General features: G+C 63.5%; 26 protein-coding genes and 1 tRNA gene. 11 read left to right on the forward strand and 16 right to left on the reverse strand.

Features of this window, described 5'->3' with window-relative positions; all coding sequences use genetic code 11:
• Positions 1-46 precede the first annotated feature (46 nt).
• The 3 genes from ACFKSJ_RS10475 to ACFKSJ_RS10485 form a co-directional block, all read right to left on the reverse strand.
• Complete coding sequence (locus ACFKSJ_RS10475; protein WP_440949744.1) at positions 47-352, reverse strand: MscL family protein; 306 nt, start codon at positions 350-352, stop codon at positions 47-49.
• Positions 353-601: 249 nt separating this feature from the next.
• Positions 602-1,465 carry a cohesin domain-containing protein gene (locus tag ACFKSJ_RS10480; protein WP_440949745.1) on the reverse strand — a complete coding sequence of 288 codons (864 nt, stop codon included), beginning with the start codon at positions 1,463-1,465 and terminating at the stop codon, positions 602-604.
• A gap of 121 nt (positions 1,466-1,586) precedes the next feature.
• Positions 1,587-2,561, reverse strand: a complete 975-nt coding sequence (locus tag ACFKSJ_RS10485) for a hypothetical protein (protein ID WP_440949746.1) — start codon at positions 2,559-2,561, stop codon at positions 1,587-1,589.
• Positions 2,562-2,757: 196 nt separating this feature from the next.
• Between ACFKSJ_RS10485 and ACFKSJ_RS10490 the strand changes: the two genes are divergently transcribed.
• Both ACFKSJ_RS10490 and ACFKSJ_RS10495 read left to right on the forward strand, forming a co-directional pair.
• Complete coding sequence (locus tag ACFKSJ_RS10490; protein WP_048146102.1) at positions 2,758-3,051, forward strand: DUF3467 domain-containing protein; 294 nt, start codon at positions 2,758-2,760, stop codon at positions 3,049-3,051.
• On the forward strand, positions 3,052-3,684 hold the full coding sequence (locus tag ACFKSJ_RS10495; protein ID WP_440949747.1) for a type I 3-dehydroquinate dehydratase: 633 nt from the start codon (positions 3,052-3,054) through the stop codon (positions 3,682-3,684).
• On the opposite strand, the gene ACFKSJ_RS10500 is transcribed toward ACFKSJ_RS10495, so the two are convergent.
• The 8 genes from ACFKSJ_RS10500 to ACFKSJ_RS10535 are packed head-to-tail and all read right to left on the reverse strand — an operon-like array spanning position 3,677 to position 11,513.
• The gene (locus ACFKSJ_RS10500; protein ID WP_440949748.1) at positions 3,677-4,672 is read right to left on the reverse strand and encodes a chorismate synthase; all 996 of its coding nucleotides are present in this window, start codon (positions 4,670-4,672) and stop codon (positions 3,677-3,679) included. The genes ACFKSJ_RS10495 and ACFKSJ_RS10500 overlap by 8 nt on opposite strands.
• Complete coding sequence (gene aroE / locus ACFKSJ_RS10505) at positions 4,669-6,042, reverse strand: shikimate dehydrogenase (RefSeq protein WP_440949749.1); 1,374 nt, start codon at positions 6,040-6,042, stop codon at positions 4,669-4,671. Before aroE ends, ACFKSJ_RS10500 begins: the two co-directional genes overlap by 4 nt.
• Positions 6,039-7,310: a 3-phosphoshikimate 1-carboxyvinyltransferase gene (gene aroA, locus ACFKSJ_RS10510; protein ID WP_440949750.1), complete on the reverse strand. Its 1,272-nt coding sequence runs from the start codon at positions 7,308-7,310 to the stop codon at positions 6,039-6,041. The genes aroE and aroA overlap by 4 nt, the downstream gene beginning before the upstream one ends.
• Entirely contained in the window at positions 7,310-8,116 is an 807-nt protein-coding gene (locus ACFKSJ_RS10515) for a prephenate dehydratase (RefSeq protein WP_440949751.1), read from the reverse strand. Before ACFKSJ_RS10515 ends, aroA begins: the two co-directional genes overlap by 1 nt.
• Positions 8,113-8,964 carry a prephenate dehydrogenase/arogenate dehydrogenase family protein gene (locus ACFKSJ_RS10520; RefSeq protein ID WP_440949752.1) on the reverse strand — a complete coding sequence of 284 codons (852 nt, stop codon included), beginning with the start codon at positions 8,962-8,964 and terminating at the stop codon, positions 8,113-8,115. The genes ACFKSJ_RS10515 and ACFKSJ_RS10520 overlap by 4 nt, the downstream gene beginning before the upstream one ends.
• Positions 8,954-9,940 (reverse strand): 3-dehydroquinate synthase II, encoded by a 987-nt coding sequence (locus ACFKSJ_RS10525; RefSeq protein ID WP_440949753.1) that lies wholly within the window; start codon positions 9,938-9,940, stop codon positions 8,954-8,956. The genes ACFKSJ_RS10520 and ACFKSJ_RS10525 overlap by 11 nt, the downstream gene beginning before the upstream one ends.
• Entirely contained in the window at positions 9,937-10,719 is a 783-nt protein-coding gene (locus ACFKSJ_RS10530) for a 2-amino-3,7-dideoxy-D-threo-hept-6-ulosonate synthase (protein ID WP_440949754.1), read from the reverse strand. Before ACFKSJ_RS10530 ends, ACFKSJ_RS10525 begins: the two co-directional genes overlap by 4 nt.
• Complete coding sequence (locus ACFKSJ_RS10535) at positions 10,716-11,513, reverse strand: 2-amino-3,7-dideoxy-D-threo-hept-6-ulosonate synthase (protein WP_440949755.1); 798 nt, start codon at positions 11,511-11,513, stop codon at positions 10,716-10,718. The genes ACFKSJ_RS10530 and ACFKSJ_RS10535 overlap by 4 nt, the downstream gene beginning before the upstream one ends.
• 327 nt (positions 11,514-11,840) lie before the next feature.
• On the opposite strand from ACFKSJ_RS10535, the gene ACFKSJ_RS10540 reads away from it, so the two are divergent.
• The 3 genes from ACFKSJ_RS10540 to rsgA all read left to right on the forward strand — a co-directional run bounded on the left by ACFKSJ_RS10540 (position 11,841) and on the right by rsgA (position 14,318).
• Positions 11,841-12,878, forward strand: coding sequence for an AI-2E family transporter (locus ACFKSJ_RS10540; RefSeq protein WP_440949756.1), 1,038 nt, complete (start codon positions 11,841-11,843; stop codon positions 12,876-12,878).
• Between the two features lie 17 nt (positions 12,879-12,895).
• Positions 12,896-12,980, forward strand: a tRNA-Leu gene (locus tag ACFKSJ_RS10545).
• A 240-nt stretch (positions 12,981-13,220) separates the two neighbouring features.
• Positions 13,221-14,318 (forward strand): ribosome small subunit-dependent GTPase A, encoded by a 1,098-nt coding sequence (gene rsgA / locus ACFKSJ_RS10550; RefSeq protein ID WP_440949757.1) that lies wholly within the window; start codon positions 13,221-13,223, stop codon positions 14,316-14,318.
• A gap of 139 nt (positions 14,319-14,457) precedes the next feature.
• Here rsgA and ACFKSJ_RS10555 read toward each other — a convergent pair whose 3' ends face one another.
• On the reverse strand, positions 14,458-14,790 hold the full coding sequence (locus ACFKSJ_RS10555; RefSeq protein WP_440949758.1) for a hypothetical protein: 333 nt from the start codon (positions 14,788-14,790) through the stop codon (positions 14,458-14,460).
• On the opposite strand from ACFKSJ_RS10555, the gene ACFKSJ_RS10560 reads away from it, so the two are divergent.
• Positions 14,789-15,451 carry an SOS response-associated peptidase gene (locus tag ACFKSJ_RS10560; RefSeq protein ID WP_440949759.1) on the forward strand — a complete coding sequence of 221 codons (663 nt, stop codon included), beginning with the start codon at positions 14,789-14,791 and terminating at the stop codon, positions 15,449-15,451. The genes ACFKSJ_RS10555 and ACFKSJ_RS10560 overlap by 2 nt on opposite strands.
• Positions 15,452-15,625: 174 nt before the next feature.
• The gene (locus ACFKSJ_RS10565) at positions 15,626-16,426 is read left to right on the forward strand and encodes an EFR1 family ferrodoxin (protein WP_440949760.1); all 801 of its coding nucleotides are present in this window, start codon (positions 15,626-15,628) and stop codon (positions 16,424-16,426) included.
• 1,062 nt (positions 16,427-17,488) lie between these two features.
• Here ACFKSJ_RS10565 and ACFKSJ_RS10570 read toward each other — a convergent pair.
• The 4 genes from ACFKSJ_RS10570 to ACFKSJ_RS10585 form a co-directional block, all read right to left on the reverse strand.
• The gene (locus ACFKSJ_RS10570; RefSeq protein ID WP_440949761.1) at positions 17,489-18,430 is read right to left on the reverse strand and encodes a metal-dependent hydrolase; all 942 of its coding nucleotides are present in this window, start codon (positions 18,428-18,430) and stop codon (positions 17,489-17,491) included.
• Positions 18,431-18,495: 65 nt separating this feature from the next.
• Positions 18,496-18,939, reverse strand: coding sequence for a hypothetical protein (locus ACFKSJ_RS10575; RefSeq protein ID WP_440949762.1), 444 nt, complete (start codon positions 18,937-18,939; stop codon positions 18,496-18,498).
• 295 nt (positions 18,940-19,234) lie between these two features.
• Positions 19,235-19,672, reverse strand: a complete 438-nt coding sequence (locus ACFKSJ_RS10580; RefSeq protein WP_440949763.1) for a hypothetical protein — start codon at positions 19,670-19,672, stop codon at positions 19,235-19,237.
• Between the two features lie 128 nt (positions 19,673-19,800).
• Positions 19,801-20,232 carry a hypothetical protein gene (locus ACFKSJ_RS10585; RefSeq protein ID WP_440949764.1) on the reverse strand — a complete coding sequence of 144 codons (432 nt, stop codon included), beginning with the start codon at positions 20,230-20,232 and terminating at the stop codon, positions 19,801-19,803.
• 404 nt (positions 20,233-20,636) lie between these two features.
• Between ACFKSJ_RS10585 and kdpA the strand changes: the two genes are divergently transcribed.
• The 4 genes from kdpA to ACFKSJ_RS10605 are packed head-to-tail and all read left to right on the forward strand — an operon-like array spanning position 20,637 to position 26,817.
• Positions 20,637-22,277 (forward strand): potassium-transporting ATPase subunit KdpA, encoded by a 1,641-nt coding sequence (gene kdpA, locus ACFKSJ_RS10590; protein ID WP_440949765.1) that lies wholly within the window; start codon positions 20,637-20,639, stop codon positions 22,275-22,277.
• Positions 22,278-24,347: a potassium-transporting ATPase subunit KdpB gene (gene kdpB, locus ACFKSJ_RS10595; protein ID WP_440949766.1), complete on the forward strand. Its 2,070-nt coding sequence runs from the start codon at positions 22,278-22,280 to the stop codon at positions 24,345-24,347.
• Positions 24,344-24,904, forward strand: a complete 561-nt coding sequence (gene kdpC, locus ACFKSJ_RS10600) for a potassium-transporting ATPase subunit KdpC (RefSeq protein WP_440949767.1) — start codon at positions 24,344-24,346, stop codon at positions 24,902-24,904. Before kdpB ends, kdpC begins: the two co-directional genes overlap by 4 nt.
• Positions 24,901-26,817 carry a DUF4118 domain-containing protein gene (locus tag ACFKSJ_RS10605; RefSeq protein ID WP_440949768.1) on the forward strand — a complete coding sequence of 639 codons (1,917 nt, stop codon included), beginning with the start codon at positions 24,901-24,903 and terminating at the stop codon, positions 26,815-26,817. The genes kdpC and ACFKSJ_RS10605 overlap by 4 nt, the downstream gene beginning before the upstream one ends.
• Positions 26,818-26,955: the final 138 nt, after the last annotated feature.

Consider the following 26,955-nt stretch of genomic DNA (forward strand, 5'->3'; position numbering starts at 1 on the left):
AACACGCCGGTCCTCGCCGCCTGACCAGCCCGATCCCGCTCGCGATTCAGCGCTTTTCGGTCGCGTCCTCCTTCATCAGGTATTTTACGATCATGAAGATCACCAGAGCGATGATGACGAACTCAAGCAGCACCCCGGCGAAGTCCCCGACCAGGAACTTCACCGGCCCCAGTTGGAGCACGGCCGTCTTCCAGTCCCCGCCAGGGAGGAGGGCCGCGATGATCGGCATGATCAGGTCATTGACCGCGGCGGTCACCACCTTGGTCGCGGTCACTCCCATGATGAAGGCGACGGCCAGTCCGATCACCTGGTACTTCTTTAAGAACGCGACGAACTCTTCTGCAAGACTCATCTTATCCACCTCGTCAGTGCCATAAAGGTTCAGATGACACGGCCGGAATAATAATGTTCGCCCTGTTTGCTGTGGTGCATAACTCGAAAATACCCTCGTGTTGGAGAATAAGAGGTGCGGCGTGCTATCGCCCATTCCGGTCAGAGAGCAGGCGATGGGGGGATGATGCACCCACCGTATACGACTCGGCAGGGACTGCGCGGCCACCTTGCCGGGGTGATGGTGGTCAAAAAGGATCCGGGGGGCCGATCAGGCCGATGTCCCTACGGTCCTCTGGATGGGCTGTCGGTTGTAGAAATGGATGAAGGCGAAGGTTCCTGCCCCGCTGGTGGAGTGAACGAGAACCGTATATCTCCCGGGTTTTATCGTGGAGACGGCCCAGATGTAGTTAAGATTGTTCTCTGTGCTGTACGGGGCCGTGGCAGAGGTGACGACACTGCCGGTGGTGGGGTCGTAGACATAGAGTTCGAAGTTGTTCGCCTGGTTGTATACGAGGGCCAGGATGTCATAATCGTCGGTGCTCGTGACGTCCATGTTGAAAGCCTGCCAGGCTCCTGACTCCATCGACCCGATCTTATACGAATACCCGGGGTCGAGGTACGAGGTCGCGGTGGTGGTGGTTGGGGTTGTTGTGGTGGTCTGGGTCCCGACCTTCACCAGGCCGTCCACTGCGGTCGCCGTGCTGGTGAGGTCAGCGCCCGATAGGTCTATGACATCGTCGACTGTGATCTCGATCGGGGAGTTGTCGGGCTTGAGGACCTTGAACTTGATATGGGCCAGCGCCACATCGCCTGTTGCGATACCCTTGGTGTGATCACCGATATTGATGGTCAACAGGTGGGTGCCGATCGGTTCCGCCACCTTGGTATTTCCTGCTGTAAAGGTGGTGCCCTCATACTGGAGAACTCCGTTGCTCCAATTCAGGGTCAACGCAATGTCGCTGATGAGCGGATTCAGGTTGTTGTTGGCATAGAGCGTTGCATCCACCGTGTCACCCACAGAAGCGTTTGAGATTTCAGGGATGTGGAATTTCACCATCCCTGATGCACCTGCCGATGAGACGCAGATGAGGGTGAAGAGCACGAGTGCTGTGATCGCCTTCAGGAATTTCATGATGGGCTATCTCTGGTTCAGGATATAATACTTATCGTTCCATCTCTCATGACTGGTGCGTATCGGATCCCCCCGGCCCTCCCCGACCGTGCCCGGAGAGACGAGGGTGCGATCCACGAAATTATCGAACCTCTCTGAGATACATCTCCAGGCTGTAGGCGGGGGTATCCATCGACAGGGAGAGGACAGCACCGGTCTGTCCGTCGAGAACGACCCTGGAGGATGAATCGGTATCAGAGATCGACCCCTGGAGGACCACCGCATTGTTTGTGGCGAACTCCCTGGTGGATAACGGGTTGCCCGCATATGTTGCCCCGCGTTCAGTGACACGGTAGGGTGACTGGAAGACACTGGCGGGGTTGTCGGGTGGGGCATAGAGGGCCTGGACGAAGCCATCTTTATGAGCGGGAAGTGCGAGCTGGGAATTCAGATCTGCTCCATCTGCAGGATACACACAATGAGCATTCTGCTTCACCGAGTACCTTGCTCCCTGTACTCCGGTGATCGTACTGGTGACCACATACTGGGCCGCGTTTTCTGGTTCCCCATTTATTTCAGATCCATATCGCAGGTCATAGACCAGAACCCTGCCCTGTGCGATCAGATCGGAGGCACTGTCGATGGATACGCTGCTGACGGACGGCTGCGGGGTGACGGTGACGGTCGGAGGTGCCTGCGTTGCGGTCTGGGTCTGCGTACTCCTGTTGAAGTGAAGGAATACAAAATAACCGGATCCCCTGTTTGCGTGGACCCCGACGGTGTACCTCCCTGGATTGAGTGTCGATACGGCCCATATGAAATTGAGGCCGTTCTCCGAGCTGTATGGCTCGGTAGCCTGGGTGATGATCGAGCCTGAGATGGGATCATAGACGTAGAGATCGAAGTCGTTTGCTTCACTGTACGCCAGCGCCAGGATATTGAAGTCATCACCGCTCGTCACATTGATGGTGGCACTCTGCCACGCTCCAGCTTCGACATAGTTCAGAACCCCTTCATATCCCGGACCGGAAAACGATTCGATCGCTGCCGTTGCCGGCTGTGCTCCCAGGATAAGCGCGATGAAAAGCAATAGCACAATATAAATCTTTTTATTCATGGTCGTATCCGGGAATTAACAAAATACTATTTATAGTTTTCTAAAAATCCGCTATAAATCGCATATCGTGTGTATCAGTCTGAGCATCATCGGAAGGAGGCCGGGTCCTCCATGTCCCGATAAGATGCCGGGATATCATCCCCCTCAGCACCCCCTGTCGACAGACCTTAATCCCGGTTCTGTCATACCCTATGCTATGAGTTCGCAGGAGATCTCAGTGAACATGCCCCCGGACCTCGATCCGGTCTACAGCAATATGATCCAGATCGCCTTCAAAGAGGACGAGTTCACGTTCCTCTTCCTCCACCAGATCCCCGGCACCAACCAGGCCCGGGCGAAGGCGATCGTCACCATCTCCCCCCGGCATGCCAAGAGCCTGCTGGCCGTGCTCGGCAAGTCGATGCAGGAGTACGAGGAGAAGTTCGGACAGATCGACCCGCCCAAGGACCAGAAGGGCGGCCCGGTCACCACGCTGCGGGGATACTCGTAGGTGGCGTCGATCGTCGTCTCGGTCACCAGGAAGGAGGACCTGGCGCCGGCCGCGGCCTCGGGGGCCGACCTCGTCGAGGTCAGGCTGGACCTCTTCCCGACCTGCGACCTGCAGGGCCTCCCCGACCTGCTCAGAGCAGTACCTCTTCCGCTGATCATCACGGTCAGGAGCAGCAGCGAGGGCGGGCAGTTCACCGGCGGGCCGGAGGAGTGGCTCGCCCTGGTCACGCCGTACCTGCCGGTGGCCCGGTACGTGGACATCGAGCAGCAGTTCTCATCCTGCGCCCCGGCGGTCAGGGCGGCCGGTGTCGAAGTGATCGCTTCGTTCCATACGCCGGCGATCCTGAAAACAGAAGAACTGGTCGCCATCGAAGCCCGGCTGCGGGCCTTCGGCGATCTCCCGAAGATCGTTACGGGCATCGGGACCCGGGACGACCTGCTGACTCTTCTCCAGTTCACCAGCAGCAGGACCGCCCCGGTCTGCACCAGCATCATGGGGGACCGCTGCCGGTTCGGACGGGGGCTCCTCCCCCTCTTCGGGTCGACGCTGGTCTACTGTTATATCACCACCCCGGCCTCGGCCGGGCAGTACCCGGTCGGCGAGATGAGGACGATCCTCTCGCTGCTCAGCTGACCCGGTACTTCTGCTGCTCGAGGAGGGCGTCGACCAGCACCAGGGCGAGCATCGCCTCGGCGACGACCACAATCCTGGGGACGATCGAGGGGTCGTGCCGCCCCTGCACGCTGATCTCGACAGGCCGGCCGTCCCGATCGATCGTCTGCTGTACTTTGCTGATCGAGGGGGTCGGCTTGACCGCAATCCGAACGACGATCGGTTCGCCGGTGGAGATCCCGCCGAGGATCCCGCCGGCATGGTTGGAGCAGTAGCGGCCGTCCCCGCCGATCTGGTCGTTGTTCTCAGAGCCGAAGAGTCCGGCGGCGTCGAACCCTTCGCCGATCTCCACCCCCTTCACCGCCCCGATCCCCATCATCGCGGCTGCAATACCGGCATCGAGCCGGCCGAAGACCGGGTCGCCGAGCCCTTTCTGGCAGCCGGTGGCCGTGATCCCGACGATCCCGCCGACCGAGTCGCCGGCGGCCCGGGCACCGAGGATCTCTTCTCTGATCGCCTCTTCCCCGGTCACGCCGTGGACCGAGAGGATCTCCCCTCTGATGTTGACCCCGTAGCCGGCCAGCACCTTGACGGCCACCGCTCCGGCAGCCACCCGGGCGAGGGTCTCCCGGCCTGAAGACCGGCCGCCGCCCCGGTGGTCGCGGATCCCGTACTTCTCCTCATAGGCCCGATCCGCATGCCCGGGGCGGTAGACCGACCTGAGTTGCTCGTAGTCCTTCGACTGCATCCCCTCATTCCTGACCATCAGGGCTATCGGGGTGCCGGTGGTCTGCCCCTCAAAGACTCCGGAGAGGATCTCGACCCGGTCCAGCTCCTGCCGGGGGGACTCGAGCGGGCTCTTCCCCGGCCTCCTCCGGTCGAGCATCGGCTGGATGTCCGCTTCAGAGAGCGGCAGCCGCGGCGGGCAACCGTCGATCACCGCTCCGACGGCCGGGCCGTGGCTCTCCCCGAAGGTGGTGACCCGGAAGTTCCTGCCATGGGTGTTCATTCGATCACCTCCCTGACCAGGTCCGGACTGACCCGGATCCCGGTGAAGTGCTCGAACTGGGCGCAGGCCTGGTGAACGAACATCTCCGTCCCCGGGATGACCCGGGCCCCGGCCGCCTCAGCCTCCACCAGCAGAGGGGTCATCCTCGGGGTGTAGACCAGGTCGAAGACGGTCATCCCCTCGTCCAGGTCAGCCCTGGTCAGCAGGGTCCCGGTGTCCGGATGCATCCCGACCGGGGTGGCGTGGACGACGACCTCCGGCGCGAGATCCCTGAACACGGAGAGGGGCGCGGTGCTGCACCCGCACCGGTCTGCAAGGGCTCTCCCCCGCTCTTCGGTCCGGTTCAGGATCGTCAGGTCCATCCCGAGATGCTTCAGGGCGTACGCGGCCGCGGCCGCCGCCCCGCCGGCCCCTATCAGCACGGCCTTCTCTCCCCGGTGCTGCTGCAGGGGTGCGCTGACCCCGAGCCAGTCGGTGTTGAACCCGGCGAGGTCGTCCCCGCACCTGACCACGGTGTTGACAGCCCCGATCGCCGTTGCGTCCGGGTCGACCGTATCGAGCAGGGGGATCACCTGCTCCTTGAACGGGATCGTCACCGAGAGGCCCCGGAGCCTGCCGGCCCGGAAGGCCCCGACGATCTCTGCGATCGAGGGCCACTCGATCCGGGTGTAGCGGTAGTCCAGGTTGAACCGGGCGAAGAGAGCCGCATACATCTGCGGACTGATCGAGTGGGAGGCTGGGAAGCCGGCGATCCCGCAGAGGCCGAGTTCCGGATCGCTCTTCAGGTCTGCGGCGAGCGCCTCCCGCTCCCGTTCGGCCGGGTTGGCCTGGAGGAGGAACGAGAGGGCACCCGCCCGGGGCTCGGTCCTCCAGGTCTCGTTGAGCAGCGCCCGGACTTCCAGCGCCACTGTCCCCGGCTCCTTGCCGGTGGTGTCAACGCAGATATCGGCCGCCGCCCGGTACAGGTCCCGCCTGGCCGCCGCCACCGTCCGGATCTCGTCCACGAGCGGTTTCCCGGTCAGGGGCGGGCGGTCGGAGGTGCAGGTCCGCCGGTACATCGTCTCGAGATCGGCGGTCAGCAGCACCATTCTGGACCCTCGCCTGAGGGCGACCAGGTTCCGCTGGCTGAGGAGGACCCCGCCGCCGGTGCTGATCACCGCCTGGCCGGCCGGCAGTCCGGCGACCACCTGCTCTTCACGCCTCCGGAACCCCTCCTCCCCTTCGGCGGCGAAGATCTCCGGGATCGCCATGCCCGCCTCCTGCTCGATCCGTTCGTCGGTGTCGATCAGGGGGAGGTGGTAGAGGTCGGCGAGGGCCGCCCCGACCAGGGTCTTGCCGGTGCCCCGAAGGCCGGTCAGTACGATCCTCATAGTAATCCTCCTGCGGCCAGGGCGTCCCAGAAGCCCGGGAACGACTTGCCGACACAGGCCGGGTCCTTGATCGTGACGTCCCCGACGGCCAGCCCGAGGACGGCGAAGGCCATCGCCGTCCGGTGGTCGTCGTGCGGGTCCACCACCCCGCCATGGAGGGGTCCGGGGTGGATGGTGATCGCGTCGGTCTCGACCTCGACCCTGCAGCCGAGGGCTCTCAGGGTCCCGGCGGTCACGGCCACCCGGTCGCTCTCCTTGTACTGGAGGTGGCCGATGCCGGTGATGGTGGTCGGGGAGTCGGCCAGGGCGGCCACCACCGCCAGGGTCTGGACCGTGTCAGGGGCCGTGGTCATGTCGATGGAGATCCCATGGAGGGGACCGGTCCGCTCGACGGTGACGCCGCCGGCCTCCCCGGTGACCTGGCAGCCCATCATTTCAAGCGCCGAAACGAAGTGCCGGTCGCCCTGCACCGAGTTAAGGGCCAGGTTCCTGACCGTGACCTTTCCACCGAGGGCGGCGGCCAGGGCGAAGAAGTACGAGGCCGAGGAGTAATCCCCCTCCACCGTGTACTCCCGCCCCTGGTACCGGGCCGGCTGGACGGTGAAGTGGGTGTACCCCTCCCGACGGACCCGGACACCGAACGCGGCCATCACCGCACAGGTGATCTCCAGGTACGACCGGGAGACCGGCTGCCGGGCGACCGTCAGGTCCACCGGACGGACGGCGTACGGGGCGGCCAGCAGCAGGGACGAGATGAACTGGCTGCTGATAGATCCGTCGAGGGTCGCCTCGCCGCCGACGAGCGGCCCCTGCACCCTGCAGGGCGGGTAGCCGTCTGCGGCCAGGTACCTGACCGAGCCGCCGAGCGAGCGGATCGCGTCGCCGAGTTCTCCAATCGGCCGCTGCTGCATCCGGGCGGAGCCGGTCAGCGTGACCCCCGAGGTGCCGGTGCAGAGGAGGGCGATCGACGAGAGCAGCCGGAGGCTCGTCCCTGAGTTCTTCAGATCCAGGACGGTCCCTTCAGCGCAGTCGGGCCGGCCGCCGGTCCCCTGCACCAGGCAGCCCGAACCGGTGCCGGTGATCCTTGCCCCGAGGGTTCGGAGCCCCTCGACGGTCAGCAGGGTATCCTCCGCCATCAGGGGGTCTCGAATCAACGACTCCCCTTCGGCCAGGGCCGCCGCGATCAGGGCCCGGTGGGTGAAGGACTTGGAGGGCGGGGCGGTGAAGACCAGGTCCACCGGCCCGTGCTGCTTGAGTCTCTGTTCCATCAGGCCACCTCCAGCAGCGGGTAGCACCCGAACTCCTTGACCGAGGTCATCGCTTTCAGTTCCCGGATCGCATCCTCCCACCCCGTTGAGAGAACCAGGTCGATGAAGAAGACGTAGGTGCCGATCCCCCGCTTGGACGGCCTCGATTCGATCCGTGTCAGGGTGATCCCCCTGGCCGCAAAGACCCCGAGCAGGTCGTACAGAAGCCCGGCCCGGTTCTCGTGCGGGTCGACCAGGATGCTGCACTTCGCTGCGCCGGCCGCGGGGCCGTTCCCTCTCTCTTCCCGCCGGCCGATCCTGACGAACCGGGTGGTGTTCGAGGCGCTGTTCTGAACCCCGGTCGCGACGATCGGCAGGTGGTACAGGGATGCGAGCTGCGACGAGACGATCGCCCCGGTGCCGGGGTGCTGCTCCATCGCGACGGCGCTGGCCGCGTTGCTGCTCGTCTGGACCACCGTCAGCCCTTCAGCCTCGATGAAGATGGAGCACTGCTCGTGGGTCTGCTGGTGGGCATAGATCACCATCCCGGGGTGGGGTGGTTCAGCGGCCGCCAGGCAGTGGACGACCGGCAGGTAGGCCTCGCCGGTGATCACCACCCGGTGCTGCTGCAGCCCGTCCAGGGTCGGCCCGACCCCGCCTGCCTCGCTGTTCTCGATCGGCACGACCCCGTCCCCCTCGCCGGCCTCGACGGCGGCGAAGATCCCGGTGATCGTCGGCATGAGCCGGATCTCCTCATCCTCTCTTGCGAGCCTGCCGGCCACGTGGTGGCTGAAGGTCCCCTCCGGACCGAGGGCCAGCAGCGTCATCGCGCCACCAGGCACTGGATCAGGTGATCGGTCTCGGCGGTCGCCTGGGGGCCGTAGATACTGTACTTTTCGGCGTTCTCCAGGAAGAACCGGGAGAACCGGTCGGGATCCCCGCTCTGCACCGACGCCCGGAGGCTCTGGACCGCCTCTTCGCAGTCGGCCAGCACCGGCCCGACGGCCGGGTTCATCTGGAGCATGTCCCCGTAGAGGCCGGCGTCCTGCGAGAGGAGCCTGCCGATCAGCCCGAGCTGGATCCGGTAGATCGGGCTCGTGTAGGTGAGCACCTCCTCGATCTCGATCCGCTGCCGCCGCATCGTGTCGGCCATGCAGAGGGTCATGAAATGGGTCAGCCCCTGGACGATCGCCATCATCCGGTCGTGGTGCTCAGGGGTCGTGACCGTGATCCGGGCGCCATCAGCCGTGAAGACCCGGACCATCGGTCCGTACCGCTCCTCAGGGGCAGTGGCCGGGGTCACGACGATCGTCTGCCCCTGCAGGGTCTCGACGCCGGGGCCGAACATCGGGTGGAGGCCGACGACGCCGGCCTTCGACCGGACCATCGCCCTGACCGGCCCGGTCTTCAGCGAGGTCAGGTCGCAGAGGAGCTGATCGGCCCGCAGCAGCGGCGCCACCTCCTCGATCACCCCGATCGTCGCCCGGATCGGCACGACGATCATCACGATGTCGCAGGGGTCCAGGAACCGGTCGAGCGGCTGGTCGCTCTTCCGTCCCCTGGCCGCGACCTTCCAGCCGGCCCTGCGGAAGACCCCGGCAAAGAAGGAGCCCATCTGGCCGGTCCCACCGATGATCCCGACCGTCGTCTCCTTCCCTTCTCCTTCACTGCTCACAGATCTGCTCCTTCACCGCGTACCCGAAGTGGCGGCCGCCCTCGGCGACCATCCCGAGCACCTGGTCGCCGGGCTTGAGGTCGACGACCGACCGGGCCTTCCCGTCCAGCCCCACGAGCCGGATCGTCTCGGCGTTCTGCAACACCAGGCCGGCCTTCACGCCGCCGGCCTCCCCTTCGACGAGCAGCAGCGGCCGCTTCTCGATCTTCAGCCTGCCGATGATCACCTCCTCGGTCCCGCCGTCGGCGGCCGCGACCGTCACCAGGTCGCCGGCCCGCAGGTCGGCCAGGTAGGCGGTCCGGTTCCCGGGGGTGAGCACGTAGGCGTGGACGGCGCCGGCGTTGACCCGGAACGGCCGCGGGGCCACGTACGGGTTCTCGATCGTCTCGGCATGGACGAGGAAGAAGGCTGACGAGGTGTTCCCGACCAGCATCCCCTCCCCGTCGGCCAGGATCGAGCAGGTGTCGATGCAGACCCGGTCGCCCATCCCCAGCTGCCTGACGGCTGTCAGCGTGAACGGGACGAGCGGCACCTTCGCGCCGGCCCCCCGGACCATCGCCGCGACCGTCCTGATCACCCCGGGGTCGGTGGTCGTCAGCACCACGCCGGCGACCCCCTGCTCGAGGATCGTCAGGGCCAGCCGGGCCTCCTCGGCGCTGCCGACCGCCGCATAGATCCGGTCCGACTGGGCGACCAGGTTCTCGAGCGGGATGACGGTCCAGTCCTTCGTGGAGACGACGACCGGTCCGAGCTTCGCCTTCTCCAGGCATTCCTCCTCGCTGGCCTTGTCCTTGATCGTGACCATCGAGACGTCCTTCCCGGGGACCAGGTCCCCGTCAGGGGCGATCGTCGTCACCTTCGCCAGCACCTTCACCTTCGCTGCCTCGTCGACGATGATCGCATCCACGCCGGCCTCCAGGGCCGCCGTCGCGAGGTCCTTGTTCCAGCAGGAGAGGTCCACCCAGAGCTGTTTCATGGCTGCTCCAGGGCTTCCTTCGGCGAGACCTGCCGGTGGACCACGCTGCAGATCGCATGGACGAACTCGCGGGGCTGCTCCCGCTGGAAGGCGTTCCGCCCAGCACAGACCCCGGCACCCCCGGCTGCGACCGAGTCCCGGATCGTCTCCAGGGTCTCGAGGTCGCCGGCCTTCTCCCCGCCGGCGATCAGCACCGGCACCGAGCAGGCCTTGACGATCCGTGCGAACGAGACCGGGTCGCCGGTGTAGGTGGTCTTGATCAGGTCGGCGCCGAGTTCCTCGGCGACCCTGACGCAGTGGCCGACCGAAGCCGGGCTGGACCCGTCGACCCCCTGGCCGCGGGCGTAGATCATGATCAGCAGCGGCATCCCCCACCGGGTGCAGTCCCGGGAGATCTCCCCGGCCGCTTCGAGCATCTTCGACTCGTTCGGCGCCCCGAGGTTGATATGGATCGAGACACCATCGGCTCCGAGGGCGATCGCCTCCTCGACGGTGCAGACCAGCACCTTGTCGTTGGGGTCGGGATTCAGCGAGGTCGAGGCCGAGAGGTGGACGATCAGCCCGATGTCGCGGCCGTGCCGGCGGTGGCCGGTCTTGACGATCCCCTTGTGGAGGATGATCGCATTGGCCCCGCCGTCGCTGACCTGCGAGATCGTCTCGGTCATGTTCAACAGCCCTTCGATCTGCCCCATTGAGAACCCGTGATCCATCGGGACGATGACGGCCCGGCCGGTGTTCCGGTCGAGGATCCGCTCCATCCTGATCTCCTTTCCAATCATAATCGCTCTCCGATGATCTCCATTGCTTCAGTGGCGGTCCGGCCCTCGTGGACGATCGCGGCCGCTGCCTGGACGAAGAGGGTCGGCGATTTGTGCTGGAACGCGTTCCGCCCGATCGAGATCCCCATCGCCCCGCCCTCCATCGCTCCCTCGATCAGCTGCAGGGTGGTCAGGTCGTCGCTCTTCGCCCCGCCGGCCACCACCACCGGCACCGGACATCCGCCGGTCACCTCCCGGAACGAGTCAGGGTCGCCGGTGTAGACGGTCTTCACGATGTCGGCCCCCAGCTCGGCGGCCACCCTGGCGGCCAGCTTCACATGCTCGACGTCGTGCTCGTCGACGATATTTCTCCCCCGCGGGTACATCATCGCGAGGAGGGGCATCCCCCACTCCATGCACTGGATGGCAACCCTGCCGAGGTCCTCGAGCATCCTGGCTTCAGAGTCGGCCCCGATGTTCACGTGCATCGAGACGGCGTCGGCTCCCATCTTCAACGCGTTGGTGACGGTGTTGACGAGCACCTTGTCGTTGGGGTCCGGCCCGATGGAGGTCGAGGCCGAGAGATGGAGGATCAGCCCGATGTCCGGGCCGCTCATCCGGTGGCCGTAGAGGGCCAGGCCGATGTGGCCGAGGACGGCGTTCGCTCCTCCGGTCGCCACCTGGTTCACGGCCAGGTCCAGGTTGGTGAGACCTGCGATCGGGCCGTTGCTGACGCCGTGGTCCATCGGGACGATGATCGTTCTTCTGGTCTGGCGGTTCATTATACGTTCAAGACGGATCTGTTTACCTCTCATAATACAACACCTCGCCCCCTGTGCAGCACGCTGGACAGGGAGTTCAAAACTGATAAAAGCGATAGAACGCGTCCGCTCTGAAGGAAAGCATACCAGAAAGACGGTCGATCGCAGGTTGATGCTGGCAGGAGCTGTTGGTGTTCTTGCCTGTCTGGTGATTCTGTGCACGGCTAGCTGAGATAAAAACAGTCACCGGCGAAAAAACATTCACCACACATGGATGTATCTTTCTGTACTGGATAAGATAAACCTGCCGGTCATCCGCCCCCGTTCCAATGGTATTATCTGTCTCCTCCCCGATGGTATATCAGTGCGTGGTGGGCTTTGATGCAGCGGGACCGGATTGAGCAGTGGCTGATTGTGCTGGTGATCGCAGGGATCCTGGTGCTGACCACGGTCGCGTTCTTCCCGCTGCTCGGGATCGTCCTCTTCGCCCTCTCGGTCGCCATGGTTTCAATGCCGCTCCACCGTTGGTTTCTGCGGTACATGCGCCCCTCGTTCTCTGCCGTCCTGGTCACGGCCTGTGTCGGGCTCGTGCTGACCGTCTGTACGGCGGCCACGGTGGCCGTGCTCATCGAGAACAGCGGCTTCATCCAGCTGGTGGTCCAGACGATCCTGAACTGGGTGGTGACCGCCCAGGGGGGGTCCATCCCGCTGGGGATCCCGGTCGACGCAGCCCAGGTCACCTCCGAGGTGAACGATCTGATCGCGCAGTTCACCACCTCCCTCCGTTCCTGGGTCGAGCAGGTCCCGGGCCTGCTGATGGACGTCGTGATCTTCTTCCTGGCGCTGTACCTCTTCCTCGAACAGGGCGAGCGGCTCTGGCTCGAGATCCTCCGCAACATCCCGGCCCGGGGTCGGCGGGTCGCCTCCCGTTTCTCAGAGATGGCCGTCGACACGATGTACTCGGTCTACGTCGTCCACCTGGCGATCGCGGTCGTCACCTTCTTCATCTCGATCCCGTTCTTCATGGTGCTCGGGTACGAGCACGTCCTCTTCTTCTCGCTCCTCTGCGGGGTCTTCCAGCTGGTCCCGTTCCTTGGGCAGACGGTGGTCCTCCTCTTTGTCGGGGGGTACGCGCTCGCCCTCGGGGACATCCGCGGGATCCTGCTGGTGATCTTCATCGGCTACCCGATCGCAGCGATTCCGGACGTGGTGATGCGGCCGCTGCTGATGGGGCAGAAGGTGCAGGTCCACGCCGCGATCCTGTTCATCGGATTCTTCGGGGGGATCGCGGTGATGGGGGCGATCGGGTTCGTGCTCGGCCCGCTGCTGATGGCGCTGCTGGTCGCGGCCTACAAGATCGCGATCGAGGAGTTCGGGGCCGGCCCGGACGGTGATAAGGATAATAACGATTCCGGATGAGTATATACAGAACCAGTGCGAGGGTAGTCAAGCCTGGTCAACGGCGCTGGATTTAGGGTCCAGTCTCGAAGGAGTTCAAGGGTTCGAATCCCTTCCCTCGCATCAGGATGCGAAGTCAGAGTCGTTCTGTATTCCTTTTTTACTTCATCTCAATCAGATATTCGTATCCGATTGGTCAGAAATGATGCGCTCAACACGATAGTTGAACACGAGAGGTCAGTCACGGTTGCTGTGCAGGTGGGGATACACGTATGAACGATCGAGTGATTCGGCGACGGTACCCCGTTCCGACCGCAATGCTCTTGAAACATCGGAGGGTTACACTGTTGTTTAGTGCATATCATGAACAACGCTAGATTTTTTTGCGGGCCGAATGATACTCCTCCTCTTGAAGCCCTTGGCTGGAACAGGGATCTAGCTTCGGCATTTACACGCTACTCCGGCCGGTACATTCCCGGAAGGGTGGCATGCCGTCAACGAACCCACTATGAGGTCTTCATTGAAGGAGGTACGCTCAACGCCGGGATCTCGGGGGCACTGCGCCGCGCCGGTCATATCCCGGTGGTGGGCGATTTTGTCGCCCTCCACAGCCGGCCTGAAGCCGGGGTTTCGACGATCGTGGATATCCTGCCGAGGAAGACGACCTTTACCCGCGGCGTTCCCGGTAAAGATGGTGTGGATCAGGTCATTGCTGCAAATATCGACACGGTTTTTATTGTGACTGCAGCCGGCCGTGATTTGAATGCCCGACGTCTTGAACGGTATCTCGCGCTCGTTCATGCATCCGGAGCGCACCCGGTCATCATCATCAATAAAGCCGATCTGGCCGACACTCCTGACCTGCTCGCAGAGACGATCTCACCGGTGACCGCGGGCGTCCCGGTCATCACCCTCAGCGCCCTGACCCGTGCCGGCCTCTCACTGCTTGAAGCGTATCTCCTGCCCGGTATCACCGTGGCACTGATCGGGTCTTCCGGTGTAGGAAAATCAACACTCATCAATGCATTGCTGGAACAGACCGTGCAGGATACCAACCCGGTCCGGGAATCTGATGGGAGAGGGCGCCATAAGACCACGGTCCGCCAGCTCTTCATCCTGCAAAACGGTGCACTCGTTATCGATAATCCCGGTTTGAGGGAAGTCGGGATCGGGACTGCCGGTTCCGGCATCAGCGAGACATTTGTCGATATCGGGAGACTGGCGGAGGGTTGCCGGTTCTCGGACTGCCGCCATGAGCAGGAGCCGGGCTGTGCGGTTCGCGAAGCGGTCATGCAGGGGGATCTTACGCAGGAACGTCTCGACAACTATCTCCGGCTGACAAAAGAGCAGACATTCGAAGTGGAAAAAACGGAGATCGGGCTTGTCCGGTACGAGAGAAAACGGTGGAAGGCGATCTCGATTCTGGCGCGGAACCTGTCTAAAGGAAAGAGCCGGTTCTGATACCGGCGGAGGCAGCCATTCCGGCCGGACCCGGTCAGCACCTCCTGCCGCAACCGGGAGTTCGGGGCCCACATGCTGAACCAGGCCGGCGCCCCGGCCCTGAACACGCCTGCCAGTGCAAGGTCACCATGATCCTCCATCACCTCACGAAGGGGATTCGATCAGGCTCCTTTCTGGAATACTCCATTTTTTTGGTCATTCGCCGTGTCCTCTCTCTCTTCTCGATGCCTGGGACGGTCTCCGGACTGTATCGATACCCGGCGAACCCGGACGGGCTCGCGATCACGTCGCCGCCTCCTCGATCGGTTCGCGAGCATGCGAGCCGTCGACCAAGGTACCTGAGGTCTGCGTTGACCGCAGACCGCTTCTCCGGAGTTCTCTCTATGGAACGGGTACCCGTTCCATCATCCCCGGCGTTCGACGGATCAGGGCACAGGTTATTATCTTCCAGAGCGAGATGAGTGGTTGTCATGTGCGGCCGGTACTCTCTCGTATGGACTGACGACCTCGGCACCCGGTTCAGGGTCTACCTGACGGACCTGGGCGGCCGGTCCCATTTCAATGTCGCGCCGTCCCAGACGATGCCGGTGATCGTGGAGGACGGGGATGTCCGGATGGTCATGATGGCGTGGGGGCTTCTCCCGCACTGGGCGAAGGACCTGCAGGGCTCCCATCGTCCCATCAATGCCCGGGCCGAGACGCTGGCCGAGAAGCCGCTCTTTCGCGGGCTGCTGAAGCAGCACCGCTGCCTGATCCCGGCGAGCGGGTTTTACGAATGGAAGCGGGCCGGCGCTCGAAAACAACCCTACTACATCCGCTTGAAGGAGTCGCCCGTCTTTGCGTTCGCCGGCCTCTACGATGTCTGGCACGGGGCCGACGGCGGGGCATTCCCGACCTACACGATCATCACGACAGAGGCCAACAACCTCGTCAGCCCGATTCACAACCGCATGCCGGTGATCCTCAGGCCGGAGGACGAGGGACGCTGGCTGGCCCCCACACCGCCGGCACCGGACGAGGTGCAGGCGATCCTCGGGCCTTATCCCGCTGAAGCGATGGAGGCCTATCCGGTCTCGCCCCGGGTGAACAGCCCGACCGAGGACGACGAGCAGCTGATCGCCCCGCTCTCGTGAGGCGGTGACCGCCGGCACCTGCCGATCCCCTGGAGAAGATCTCGCCGCGGGCCGGCGGGATCGGCAGATTCATGGTTGGGAATGAAGTTCCCGAACGTGCTTATATCAGGAGATCGATAGATGGACTACGATACGGCAGGGTTGATCGCTCTTCTCGCTGCATGAAGGAGGACCATGAAGACCATCATCTATTATTTCACCGGCACCGGCAACTCGCTCGCCGCTGCAAAGAAGATCGCCGCGGTACTGGAGGACTGCGAGCTGGTGCCGATCGGATCGCTTATGGAGACTCCTGGTGACGTCATCCCCTCCGCGGAGCGTGTCGGCATCGTATGCCCGGTCTATTTTTCCGGACTCCCGGCGATGGTGGCCGCGTTTGCAGGGCGCCTCCGTCTCGCCGGCTCTGGCTATCTCTTCGCCGTCGTAACGTTCGGTGGGGGGCTGGGGGCAGGATCGACCCTCAGGCAGCTTGACGGAATCTTCAGGAGACGCCTCTCCCGCGGGCTCGATGCGGGGTTCAGGGTGAAGATGCCGGGCAATTACATCCTGATGTACGAGCCGCCTGCCGGCGAAGAACGGGACGCCGTACTTGCCGCGGCAGACAGCGAGATCGCACGGATTGCAGACACCGTCAGGCAATCTCGGAAGCAGGAGTTCCCCAGTTCGCTCTCCGAACGGCTGGTCCATCCCCTGATCTATACCTGGTTCGTCTCCCGGGTCCATACAGAAGACCGGAAGTTCATCGTCACCGACCGATGTACGTCCTGCGGTATCTGTGCGGCGGTCTGCCCGGCAGAAAATATCGAACTGGTCGAGGGGAAGCCGGTCTGGAGACACCACTGCGAGCTCTGCTGCGGGTGCATCCATCTCTGCCCGGTGCAGGCCATCCAGGCAGGAGCGAAGACGGAGAAATGGCTGCGGTACCGGAACCCGGATGTCACCGTTGCTGAGCTGAAAATTCGCCGGGAAAATTGATACATACGCACTCCTGCTCCCGGCAGCTGGTGATCCCGGGGACGAGGACCTGGCGGGATCCCTTTTTCCTGGACTGGTGGGGAGGGGAGTGGCATCCTGAACTGGATGCTCGCAGGTCTCCGGAGATACTATGCAGCCGGCACACTCGCCAAACCCCCCGAGCTGGTGGCCAGTACCAACGCATACCGGGCACATCAGGATATTCTCAGGGGATTCATCCCGGAGCGGTGTATCACGGGATGGGAGTAGCGATGCCTGAGAACCGAGCTCCATAGTGAGTACGCCGCATGGTGTAGAGAATACTCCGAAGAGATACTCCAGCCAAAAGACTTCTACCAGGCACTTCGTGAGCACAATTTCGAGGAGAAACGAGGCATATACGGGGAGTACTCTGTCGGGATCAGGCTCAAAAATTCCAGAGAACTGGCAGGTTTTGAAAAAGAACTTGAGTCAGGGGATGCGAGTTACCAGATTCCCCTCTGATCATCTGGTGACAGGTGACAGGTGATGACACCTGTTTCAGATACCTTTCTCAGGGGTACTCTCGTGGAGAACGTATACAGAATAGGTGTCACTGCCTGTCACCTGTCACTCTTGAAAATGCCAATAATGAGATCACCTGATCTGTGGATTCAGTCGGAGACGGGACACCGTTAACGGGTATAAGCGGTTCCACATGGAGGCCGAGATATCCGTACCCGTGGATTTGCCCTGATCCAGCAGGAGCAGATGGTAATTGAGTACGTCCGGCGAAATGGACGGATCACCAGATCTGATGCCGCAGCACTCTGTCAAATCAGTCTGCATCAGGTCGGTCGGCTTCTCACTGCCATAAAAAGCAACATCCCGAGTTTCAGTCAAGCGGCGTTGGCCGCGGGACCCATTACATCTGGACTGAGTAGAAGAATCGAGCGAGGTGAGAGAAATACGAGCGTGCTCGCAATGAGAGATATGCACTCACAAAGAGGGACTGATATGAGTGAGCGGCGAATAACTCAATCCACACTCTTCGAGAGTGACTCGAGGCGGTAAGAAGTGGATGTGAAGATACATTCTCATAACCTATCCCTTCTCCCCCTTGCCCTTTACTCCGTCCCCGCTGCCGGCACCCGATGAGCCACCCTCCTCTACTGGAATCCGGACCTCGGCGAAGTACGGGGGATAGAAGATATACCCGCCCTTTCGCAGCGGATCGGTGACGATCAGGCCGGCCCCCTCCTGCGCAACCGTCGTGATGTACGAGTGGTACCGGACCCGCCTGAACTCCGCGAGTGAAAGGTACGGTGCGACCGCCTCCGCCGTCGTGTTCCGGTACTTCGGAACGATTGCCGGCTCCTCCATCCCTCTCCCGAGCCGGTACTTCCTCACCGTCCATGCATCCGGCGTCTCACCGATCATCAGCCACCGGAAGGGGTTGGCGGACGGCACTGCCCGCCCGTCACCATCCACCTTCGGCCGGGCGATCCCGAACGCCGCGAGGCGGACGGCCAGGAATGCGCAGATGATCGCCACGTAGGGGAGGATCATGGTTGGAAAACCGATCACGCCCAGCCCCATCCAGAGCAGGAAGAGGAGGCTGGTCGCTGCGAGGAGGACGCTCGGCCCGGGGAGGAGGCCGGCGGTGTACTTTGTATCCGAGACCGGCGCGAAGAGCGGGATCCCCGGGCAGGCGAGCCAGTCGAGCCCGATATGCAGGAACGTACCGCCCAGGACGGCGGCGAACGCGACGGGGCCGGCCGGCGCAGGAAGGACGATCATCCCGGCCAGGGTCGCGAGCGTGATGCCGGCCCATGCCAGCACCGCCATGCCGACAGCCCCTCCGATGCTGTGGGCCATCCCCCCGTGGGTGAAGAGGTACAACCGGGGATTGCTGTCCGAGACCCGGGAGAAGAGGATGTCCGCGTCGATGATCACCGCACCGAGCACCAGAAACGGCATCAACTCCGGGATACCGAGGACGTACGCAAGGACGGCGGCTGTCAGGGCGTGGGTGAGTGAATCCACACTACCGGTTATCGCTTCCCATTATAAGAGGATGCGTGTCGAGAAGAAAAGGGGGGATTCGTCGCTCAAACCTTCTTCAGCGAATCGATCACGATCTGGAAGGGCTCGGCACCATCCGCGTAGATGAACTCGATCTCACCCGGAGCGACGAGTGAGCCGGAAGAGTACCCACCCCCGTGCTGGATCATGGAGATGGACGTTCCGTCACGACCGATCGCTCCGGCACAGGTGACGTTCTTCCAGACCCCGGTCTGGTTCGTGAAGATGAAGTTTCCCGAAAAGACCCGGCCTTTCTGTTCGGTGACCTGCATGGTCATGATGCTGCCGGTAGCGTTGTTGTACCCTTCCCCTTCGGTGTACCCATTGATAGTCCCACTCCAGTTCCCGAGGAGGCTGGGCGGATCAGCGACCGCAGTAGTGCTCTCCTGAGAGACGGTTGTGCATCCGGAGATCAGCACGGCGAGGAGGAGCATACCTGCACAGAACACGGCTTTCATGTTCACGTTCATATCGTTTTGATGATGCCCGAAGAGGGATAAACCCGATCTTTTGAGTACAGCCGGCCTGATCTATCCGCTCGTCCCCACCAGGCTGCGGGAATCTGGTATACCTGCCGGCGGTGGGCGCCGCACCTGTCGGATCCTCTGGTATCCGCCGGTGAATCGGGTTTCCGGACCTGCGTAATCACAAAAATGGGACGATGGAGGGATCATCTGGTGTGATGAACCCCATATCCCCCTGTCCGGGTCTCCGCCCACTCATCAGGCATGATCCTGATGTACCTAAAGAAGAGGAGAGCCTCGCTCAGCGCTTCTTCAGTGAATCGACCGTGATGGCGAAGGGCTTGTCCCCATTCGAGTAGATGAACTCGATCTCATCCGGAGCGACAAGGGTGCCGGTGGAATACCCTCCCTCGTTCTGGACCAGGGTCAGTGTCCTGCCATCGCGGCCGATCGCCCCGGCACCGGTGGTGGTCTTCCAGACTCCGGTCTGGTTCGTGAAGACGAACTCCCCCGAAAAGATCCGGCCATTCTGTTCAGTGATCCTCATGGTCATGGTATTCCCGGAATAGGCGTTGTACCCCTCCCCTTCCATGTACCCAGTGATCGTACCGCTCCAGTTCCCGAGCAGGCTGGGCGTATCGGCAACCGCACCCGTATTCTCCTGAGAGACGGTTGTACATCCAGAGATCAGCACTGCGAGGAGGAGCATGCTCGCACAGATCACGGCTTTCATCTTCATGGTAACGTTCATATCGTTCAGATATTGCCTGAAAAGGGATAAGCCCGATCTTTTGATTGCGCCGGCTTGCGGTTCCCTACCCGGGCGACTGTTGTGTCCCAGAATGGATAAAAAAAGGGGAGGTGTGCTCAAACTTTCTTCAGCGAATCGATCGCGATTTCGAAGGGCTCGCTCCCATCCGAGTAGATGAGTTCAATCTCACCCGTGGTAACAAGGGAGCCTGAAGAATGTCCGCCACCGTCCTCGACCATGGTCAGGGTCTTGCCGTCACGGCCGATCACGCCGGCGCATTTGTTGGACGACAGAATTCCGGTCTGGTTCGTGAAGAGGAACTCACCCGAAAAGATCCGGCCTTTCTGTTCGGTGACCTTCATGGTCATGTTGAAGCCGGCATAATCGTTATATCCCACCCCATTTTCGTATGCATTCATCGTACCGGTCCAGTTCCCAAGCAGATTGGGTGTATCGGCCACTGCACCGTTACTCCCCTGGGGGGCGGTTGTGCATCCGCAGATCAGCACTGCCAGAATTAGGACGCTCGCGCAGAGCATAACTTTCATATTCACATTCATATCGTTCTAATGAAGCCCGGAGACGGATAAATCCGATCTTTTGATTGCAGCCGGCCCGGGCTTCGGCTTTCTCGAAGGCGCATTTTTGCATGGGGTCGACCGGGGGAGTTGTGTGTTCACACGCTCCGGAGAAGGGAACGGATGGAAGAACCCGGGTGGCAGGTATGTTCCACTTGACCTAAATCCTTCGCAAAAAATGGAGAAATTTAATATATTCCTTGCTCATTCACATCTGTGAATGAGATATGTTCGGTTCGTCGCCCCTGTGGCGTCGAGGTGAAACCATCTATGGTGAGATCTTCTCGTCAACACAAACCGGCCCATCCGCCATCTGGTGATCTTCGGTGACATCCCCCGATCCATCCCTTGATGCAGTGGGAATTATCGTTTTCGTGCTTCTTCTGACCGCTGCCGCCGTCCTCCTCGGAAGGTACATGGCCCGGCTCTTCTTCAATGACAGACCTCCGGCCATCACCCGTGCCCTCGAGACCCCCGTCCACCGCCTGCTCGGAGTCGATCCCAAAGCCGAGGAGACCTGGCGAGGTTATGCTCGCGACCTCCTCCTCTTCAACGGCATTGGCGTCGCATTCCTCTTCGTCCTGCTCCTTCTGCAGGGTTTTCTGCCGCTCAACCCGGCCGGGGTACCGGGTTTCGCCCCCGACCTCGCCCTGAACACCGCGGTCTCGTTCGTGACCAACACCAACTGGCAGGCGTATTCGGGTGAAGCCGCTGCGAGTTACCTCTCGCAGATGGCCGGGTTCACGGTCCAGAACTTTCTCTCGGCCGCCACCGGCCTCGCGGTGACCGTCGTGCTCATCCGGGGGCTCACCCGGCGTGAGACCGACCGGGTCGGCTGCTTCTGGGTCGACCTCACCCGGGCCGTCATCGGCGTCCTGCTCCCCCTCGCGATCGTCGCCGCCCTCCTCCTCGCCTCCCAGGGGGTGATCCAGAACCTCGACCCGTACGTCCAGACCGGCGACGGCCTGCAGACGATCGCGATGGGACCCGTCGCCTCCCAGGAGGCGATCAAGGAGCTCGGGACCAACGGCGGCGGTTTCTTCAACGCGAACGCCGCCCATCCCTTCGAGAACCCGACCCCGTTCACCAACTTCCTCGAGGTCTTCATGCTCCTCCTCATCCCGGCCGCGATCCCGTTCATGTTCGGGGAGGCCGTCGGCGACCGGCGGCAGGGGTACATCCTCTTCGCCGTGATGCTCGCCCTCTTCCTCGGGACCTTCACGGTCCTGTACACGGCCGAGCTCGGCGGAAATCCGCTCCTCCCGGGAACCTCGGGCATTCCGATGGAGGGGAAGGAGGTCAGGTTCGGACTCGCCGGCACCGCCCTCTTTTCGACCGCCACCACGGCCACCTCCTGCGGGGCGGTCGACGCGATGCACGACTCCCTGACCCCGCTCGGCGGCCTCGTGCCCCTCGCCCTGATCCTCCTCGGCGAGGTCGTCTTCGGGGGGGTCGGTTCGGGCTTCTACACCCTGATCGCGTTCGTCATCATCGCGGTCTTCATCGCAGGACTGATGATCGGCCGGACCCCCGAGTACCTCGGCAAGAAGATCGGGGCCTTTGAGATGGAGATGGCGGTCGTGGCCGTGCTCACGGCCGGCATCCTCGTCCTCGTCCTCTCCGGCATCGCCCTCGCCCTCCCGGCCGGCACGAGTTCGATCCTGAACCCCGGCCCCCACGGCCTCTCCGAGATCGTCTATGCCTTCGCCTCGATGGCCAACAACAACGGCTCGGCCTTCGCCGGGCTGAATGCGGCTTCGCTCTTCTATACTCTCACCGGCTCCCTCGCCATGGTTATCGGACGGTTCGTGCCGATCGTCGCAGTCCTCGCCCTGGCCGGCGGACTCGCGGCTAAAAAGACGGTCCCGCCATCCTTCGGTACCCTGCCGACGCACACCGTACCGTTTGCCGTCTGGCTGGTCCTGGTGATCCTGATCGTCGGAGCACTCACCTTCTTTCCGATCTTTGCAATGGGCCCGATCGCCGAACACCTGCAGATGGTGGGAGGAATCTAGATGGCCCGCAAGCGGCTGATGGCCGTTCGGGCCTTCGACCAGGCCCTGATCCGCGAGGCCCTCGTCGACGCCGTCAAAAAGTTCGATCCCTGGCGGCAGAAGGAGAACCCGGTGATGCTCGCCGTCGAGATCGGCGGCATACTCACCACCATCGCCTTCTTCGCCGCCCTCCTCTCCCCCGGCACCGAGCCCCCGCTCTTCTCGGGGCTCATCTCCCTCTGGCTCTGGCTGACGGTCTACTTCTCGAACGTGGCCGAGTCGCTCTCCGAGGGACGGGGGAAGGCACGGGCCGCCTCGCTCCGCCAGTCCAGGACCGGGGTCACGGCCCGCCGGCTCGCCTCGGTCTCGCTCACTGCGCCGTTCGAGGAGATCTCCTCGACCGCCCTGAACCCGGGCGACCATGTGCTGGTCCGAGAGGGCGATCAGATCCCGTCCGACGGCGAGGTCGTCATGGGTGCGGTACTCGTCAACGAGGCTGCGATCACCGGTGAGTCGGCCCCGGTCGTCCGCGAATCGGGCGGCGATCGTTCGGCCGTGACCGGTGGGACCACCGTGCTCGCGAACGAGGCCGTGGTCCGGATCACGGCCGCCCCTGGCCAGACCTTCCTCGACCGGATGATCGCGATGATCGAGGGGGCGGAGCGGCGCAAGACCCCGAACGAGGTCGCCCTTGAGGTGCTGCTCTTCGCCCTGACCGGGGTCTTCGTGGCCGTGGTCGCGAACCTCTACCCGGTCTCGGCCTACAGTGCGGCTTCGAGCGGCCAGGGGGCCCCGGTCGGTCTGACCGTGCTGATCGCCCTCTTCGTCTGCCTGGCCCCGACCACCATCGCGGCCCTCCTCCCGGCGATCGGGATCGCAGGCATGGACCGGCTCTTCCAGCGGAACGTGATCGCCCTCTCGGGCCGGGCGATCGAGGCCGCCGGGGATGTGAACGTCCTCCTGCTCGACAAGACCGGGACGATCACCCTCGGCGACCGGCAGGCGGTCGCGTTCGTCCCGGTGAACGGTCAGGCGCACGCGGCCCTCATCGAGGCGTCTCTGCTCGCCTCGTTCGCAGACGAGACCCCGGAAGGGCGTTCGATCATCGACCTCGCCCGCACGAGCGGGGCCGGGGATCGCACCTGCCCGGACGACGCGGTCTTCGTCCCGTTCTCGGCACAGACCCGGCAGAGCGGTGTCGACTGCGGGGGGGTCAGGTACCGGAAAGGGGCCCCTGACACGATCGTCCGCGAGGTCGCTGCAGCCGGGGGGATCGTCCCCGCCGATCTCGACGCCAAGGTCGCCGGCATCGCCTCCTCGGGCGGAACCCCGCTCGTCGTCTCCCGCGACCTGACGATCCTCGGCGTGGTCCACCTGAAGGACATCCTGAAGCCGGGTATCCGGGAGCGGTTCGAGGATCTCCGGCGGATCGGGATCCAGACCATGATGATCACCGGCGACAACCATCTCACCGCCGCCGCGATCGCGGCCGAGGCCGGTGTCGACGACTTTCTCGCCGAAGCGAAGCCGGAGGATAAACTCCGGCTGATCCGCGACCGGCAGGCCGAGGGGTACATGGTCGCGATGACCGGAGACGGTACGAACGATGCCCCGGCCCTCGCCCAGGCCGATGTTGCAGTCGCCATGAACAACGGGACCCAGCCGGCACGTGAGGCCGCCAACATCATCGACCTCGACTCGGACCCGACCAAGCTGCTGGAGATCGTGGAGATCGGCAAGCAGATCCTGATGACCCGCGGGGCCCTCACGACCTTCTCGATAGCCAACGATATCGCCAAGTACTTCGCGATCATCCCGGCCGCACTGGTCGGGATCTACCCCGTCCTCTCGGAGCTGAATGTCATGCACCTCTCGACACCCTACTCAGCCGTCCTCTCTGCGGTGATCTTCAACGCGATCGTCATCCCGATGCTGGTCCCGCTCGCCCTGAAAGGAGTCAGGTTCAGGCCGATTCCGGCCGGCCGACTCTTCCTCTCGAACCTGATCCTGTACGGGGGGACCGGCGTGATCGCGCCTTTTATCGGGATCAAACTGATCGATCTGCTCGTCGCGGGGGTGCTGCACCTGTGACCCTCCGCGCTTCGCTCAGGCCGGCCTTCGTCCTCTTCGCCGGCTGCCTGCTGGTGCTCGGCCTCCTCTACCCTCTCGCCCTGACCGGGATTGCGGGTACGACCTTTCCCGTACAGGCGCACGGTTCCCTGATGTACGATGCAAACGGTTCGGTCTCAGGCTCGGCCCTGATCGCGCAGCCGGTGACCGACCCGCGGTACTTCCACCCCCGCCCGTCGGCCGTCGACTACAACGCGGCGGGATCCGGCGGGTCGAACCTCGGGCCGACGAACCCTGTCTTCCTTGACCAGGTGAACGCCTCGATTGCGAGGCTCCGGACCGCCGGGGTGACCGGCCCGGTTCCGGCAGAGCTCGTGATGGCCTCGGCGAGCGGGCTCGACCCCGACCTCTCGGTCGAGGCGGCCCTGGTCCAGGTCCCGCTCGTTGCGGCGGCCCGGAACCGATCTGTCGACGAGGTCCGGGCCCTCGTCATCGCCCACCAGGACGCCGACCCGATGCCGTTCCATCCGGCGTATGTGAACGTGAACACCCTCAACCAGGCTCTTGACGAGCGATGACCAGAGATGACGGCCGCCCGTCTCCCGACGACCTCCTCTCCCTCGCCCGGGAGGACGACCGGCGCAAAACCGAAGGGAGGCTGACGGTCTACCTCGGGTACGCGGCCGGGGTCGGCAAGACCTATACGATGCTTGCCGACGCCCTCGGCTGGCGAAGCGAGGGGACCGACGTCGTGATCGGGTATGTGGAGACCCATGGCCGGCCCGAGACCGAGGGGCTCGCCGCGAGGCTGGAGTCGATCCCGCCCAAGGTCGTCGACTACCAGGGCATCTCCCTCCCTGAGATGGACCTCGACGCAGTGCTCGCCCGGAACCCGGCCGTCGTCCTCGTCGACGAGCTGGCGCACACCCTGGCGCCCGGCCAGCGGCATGCGAAGCGGTACCAGGAGATCGAGGAGCTCCTCCGGGCCGGGATCTCGGTCTGCACAACCGTGAACATCCAGCACATCGAGAGTGAACATGACATGGTCGCCCGGATCACCGGCATCCAGGTCCGCGAGACGGTTCCTGATACGTTCCTTGAACAGGCCGGCGATCTCCGGTTGATCGACCTGCCGCCAGAACAGCTCGTCGAACGGCTCCACGCCGGCAAGGTCTATGTTCAGGAGATGGCCGCCCAGGCGGTCGAACGGTTCTTCACCCCGGCCAACCTGGCCGGGCTCCGCCAGCTGGCGCTCAGGTTCGTCGCCGGGTCCGCGGATCGGGAACTGGTCGGGCTGATGCACTCGCGGGCGATCACAGGGCCGGGTCCGGCCGTGGAACGGGTGCTGGTCGGGGTCAGGACCGGCCCGTACGCGGCTCAGATGGTCAGGGCCGGGTACAGGGTGGCGAGCCGGCTCCAGGCGGACTGGATCGTCCTCTCGGTCGAGACCGAGAGCGATCTCGAGGCTCCGGCGACGGACCAGGCCCACCTTCGCGAGGCCCTGGAGACGGCCAGACGGCTCGGCGGCCGGGTCGTCCGGTATCGTGCGGAGGATGTGGCCGGCGAGATCATCCGGCATGCGAAGCGGAACAACGTGAGCATCATCCTGCTCGGCAAGCCCAGGGGGCTCGGGCTCCTTCTCTCGCCGGTCTATCGGATCATGCGGCAGACTCCGGGAACTGCGCTCCATCTGGTCGATCCCCTTGAACGAACACCGATCCCGATCAGTCGACAGCTCCCCCTCCCCTCGATCCCTGATGCAGGTGTCGCCCTGCTGTTGATCGGGGGAGTGGCGGCGGTGAACGTCACGCTCCGGGATGCGCTCAGCCCGTCGAACCTGCTGATCATCCAGCTGGTCCCGATTGTGATCGCGTCGCTCTTCCTGGGAAGGGCTGCATCGGTCTTCGCGGTCGCTGTCAGCCTCCTCCTCTTCGATATCCTCTTCGTCCCGCCGTACTACACGATCGCTGTCTCGGACTGGGAGTACTTCATTTCGTTCATCGGCTACCTGATCGTCGCCCTGGTGATCAGCCACCTCGCCGGCCGCCTCCGTCACCTGCTGCCGCAGATCCGGGAGAGTGAGGCTACGGTCTCTGCCATGGCCGGCCTCTCGAAGGATCTCGACCTGGCGACGACCCGGCAGGAGGTCTTCGAACGACTCGCCGATCATCTCTGCCAGTTCACCGGGGGGCCGGTGGTCGTGCTGGTCCCAGGTGGGGGCGATCTGATCCGGACGGCCGGGGACCCGGGGTACCCGCTCGGCGAGAAGGAGGAGGCGATCGCGGCCTGGGTGTACGAAAACCGGAGGCCGGCCGGGCGTGGGATGGACACCCTCCCCTCCGGCCAGGGCCGGTACCTCCCGCTGGTCGCATCAGGCCGTGCCCTGGGGGTCGTCGGGGTGATGCCGGAGGGTGAGAACGGCGAGGGTGCTCAGGAGGTGCTCGAGGGGATGGTCCGACTCGGCTCGCTGGTGCTCGACCGGCTGGAGTGAGTGCTCCGGATGCCCACAATCTTTAAATCCAGTGGGCGAGAGCCAGAGGCTGTACGAGAGAACATATCATATCATCACTACCGGTAGAATATTCCACCACAATATCAGGGATCGGAACGATCAGCACAGCCGGAGAGC

Source organism: Methanosphaerula subterraneus, assembly GCF_052055875.1.
Lineage (GTDB): Archaea > Halobacteriota > Methanomicrobia > Methanomicrobiales > Methanospirillaceae > Methanosphaerula > Methanosphaerula subterraneus.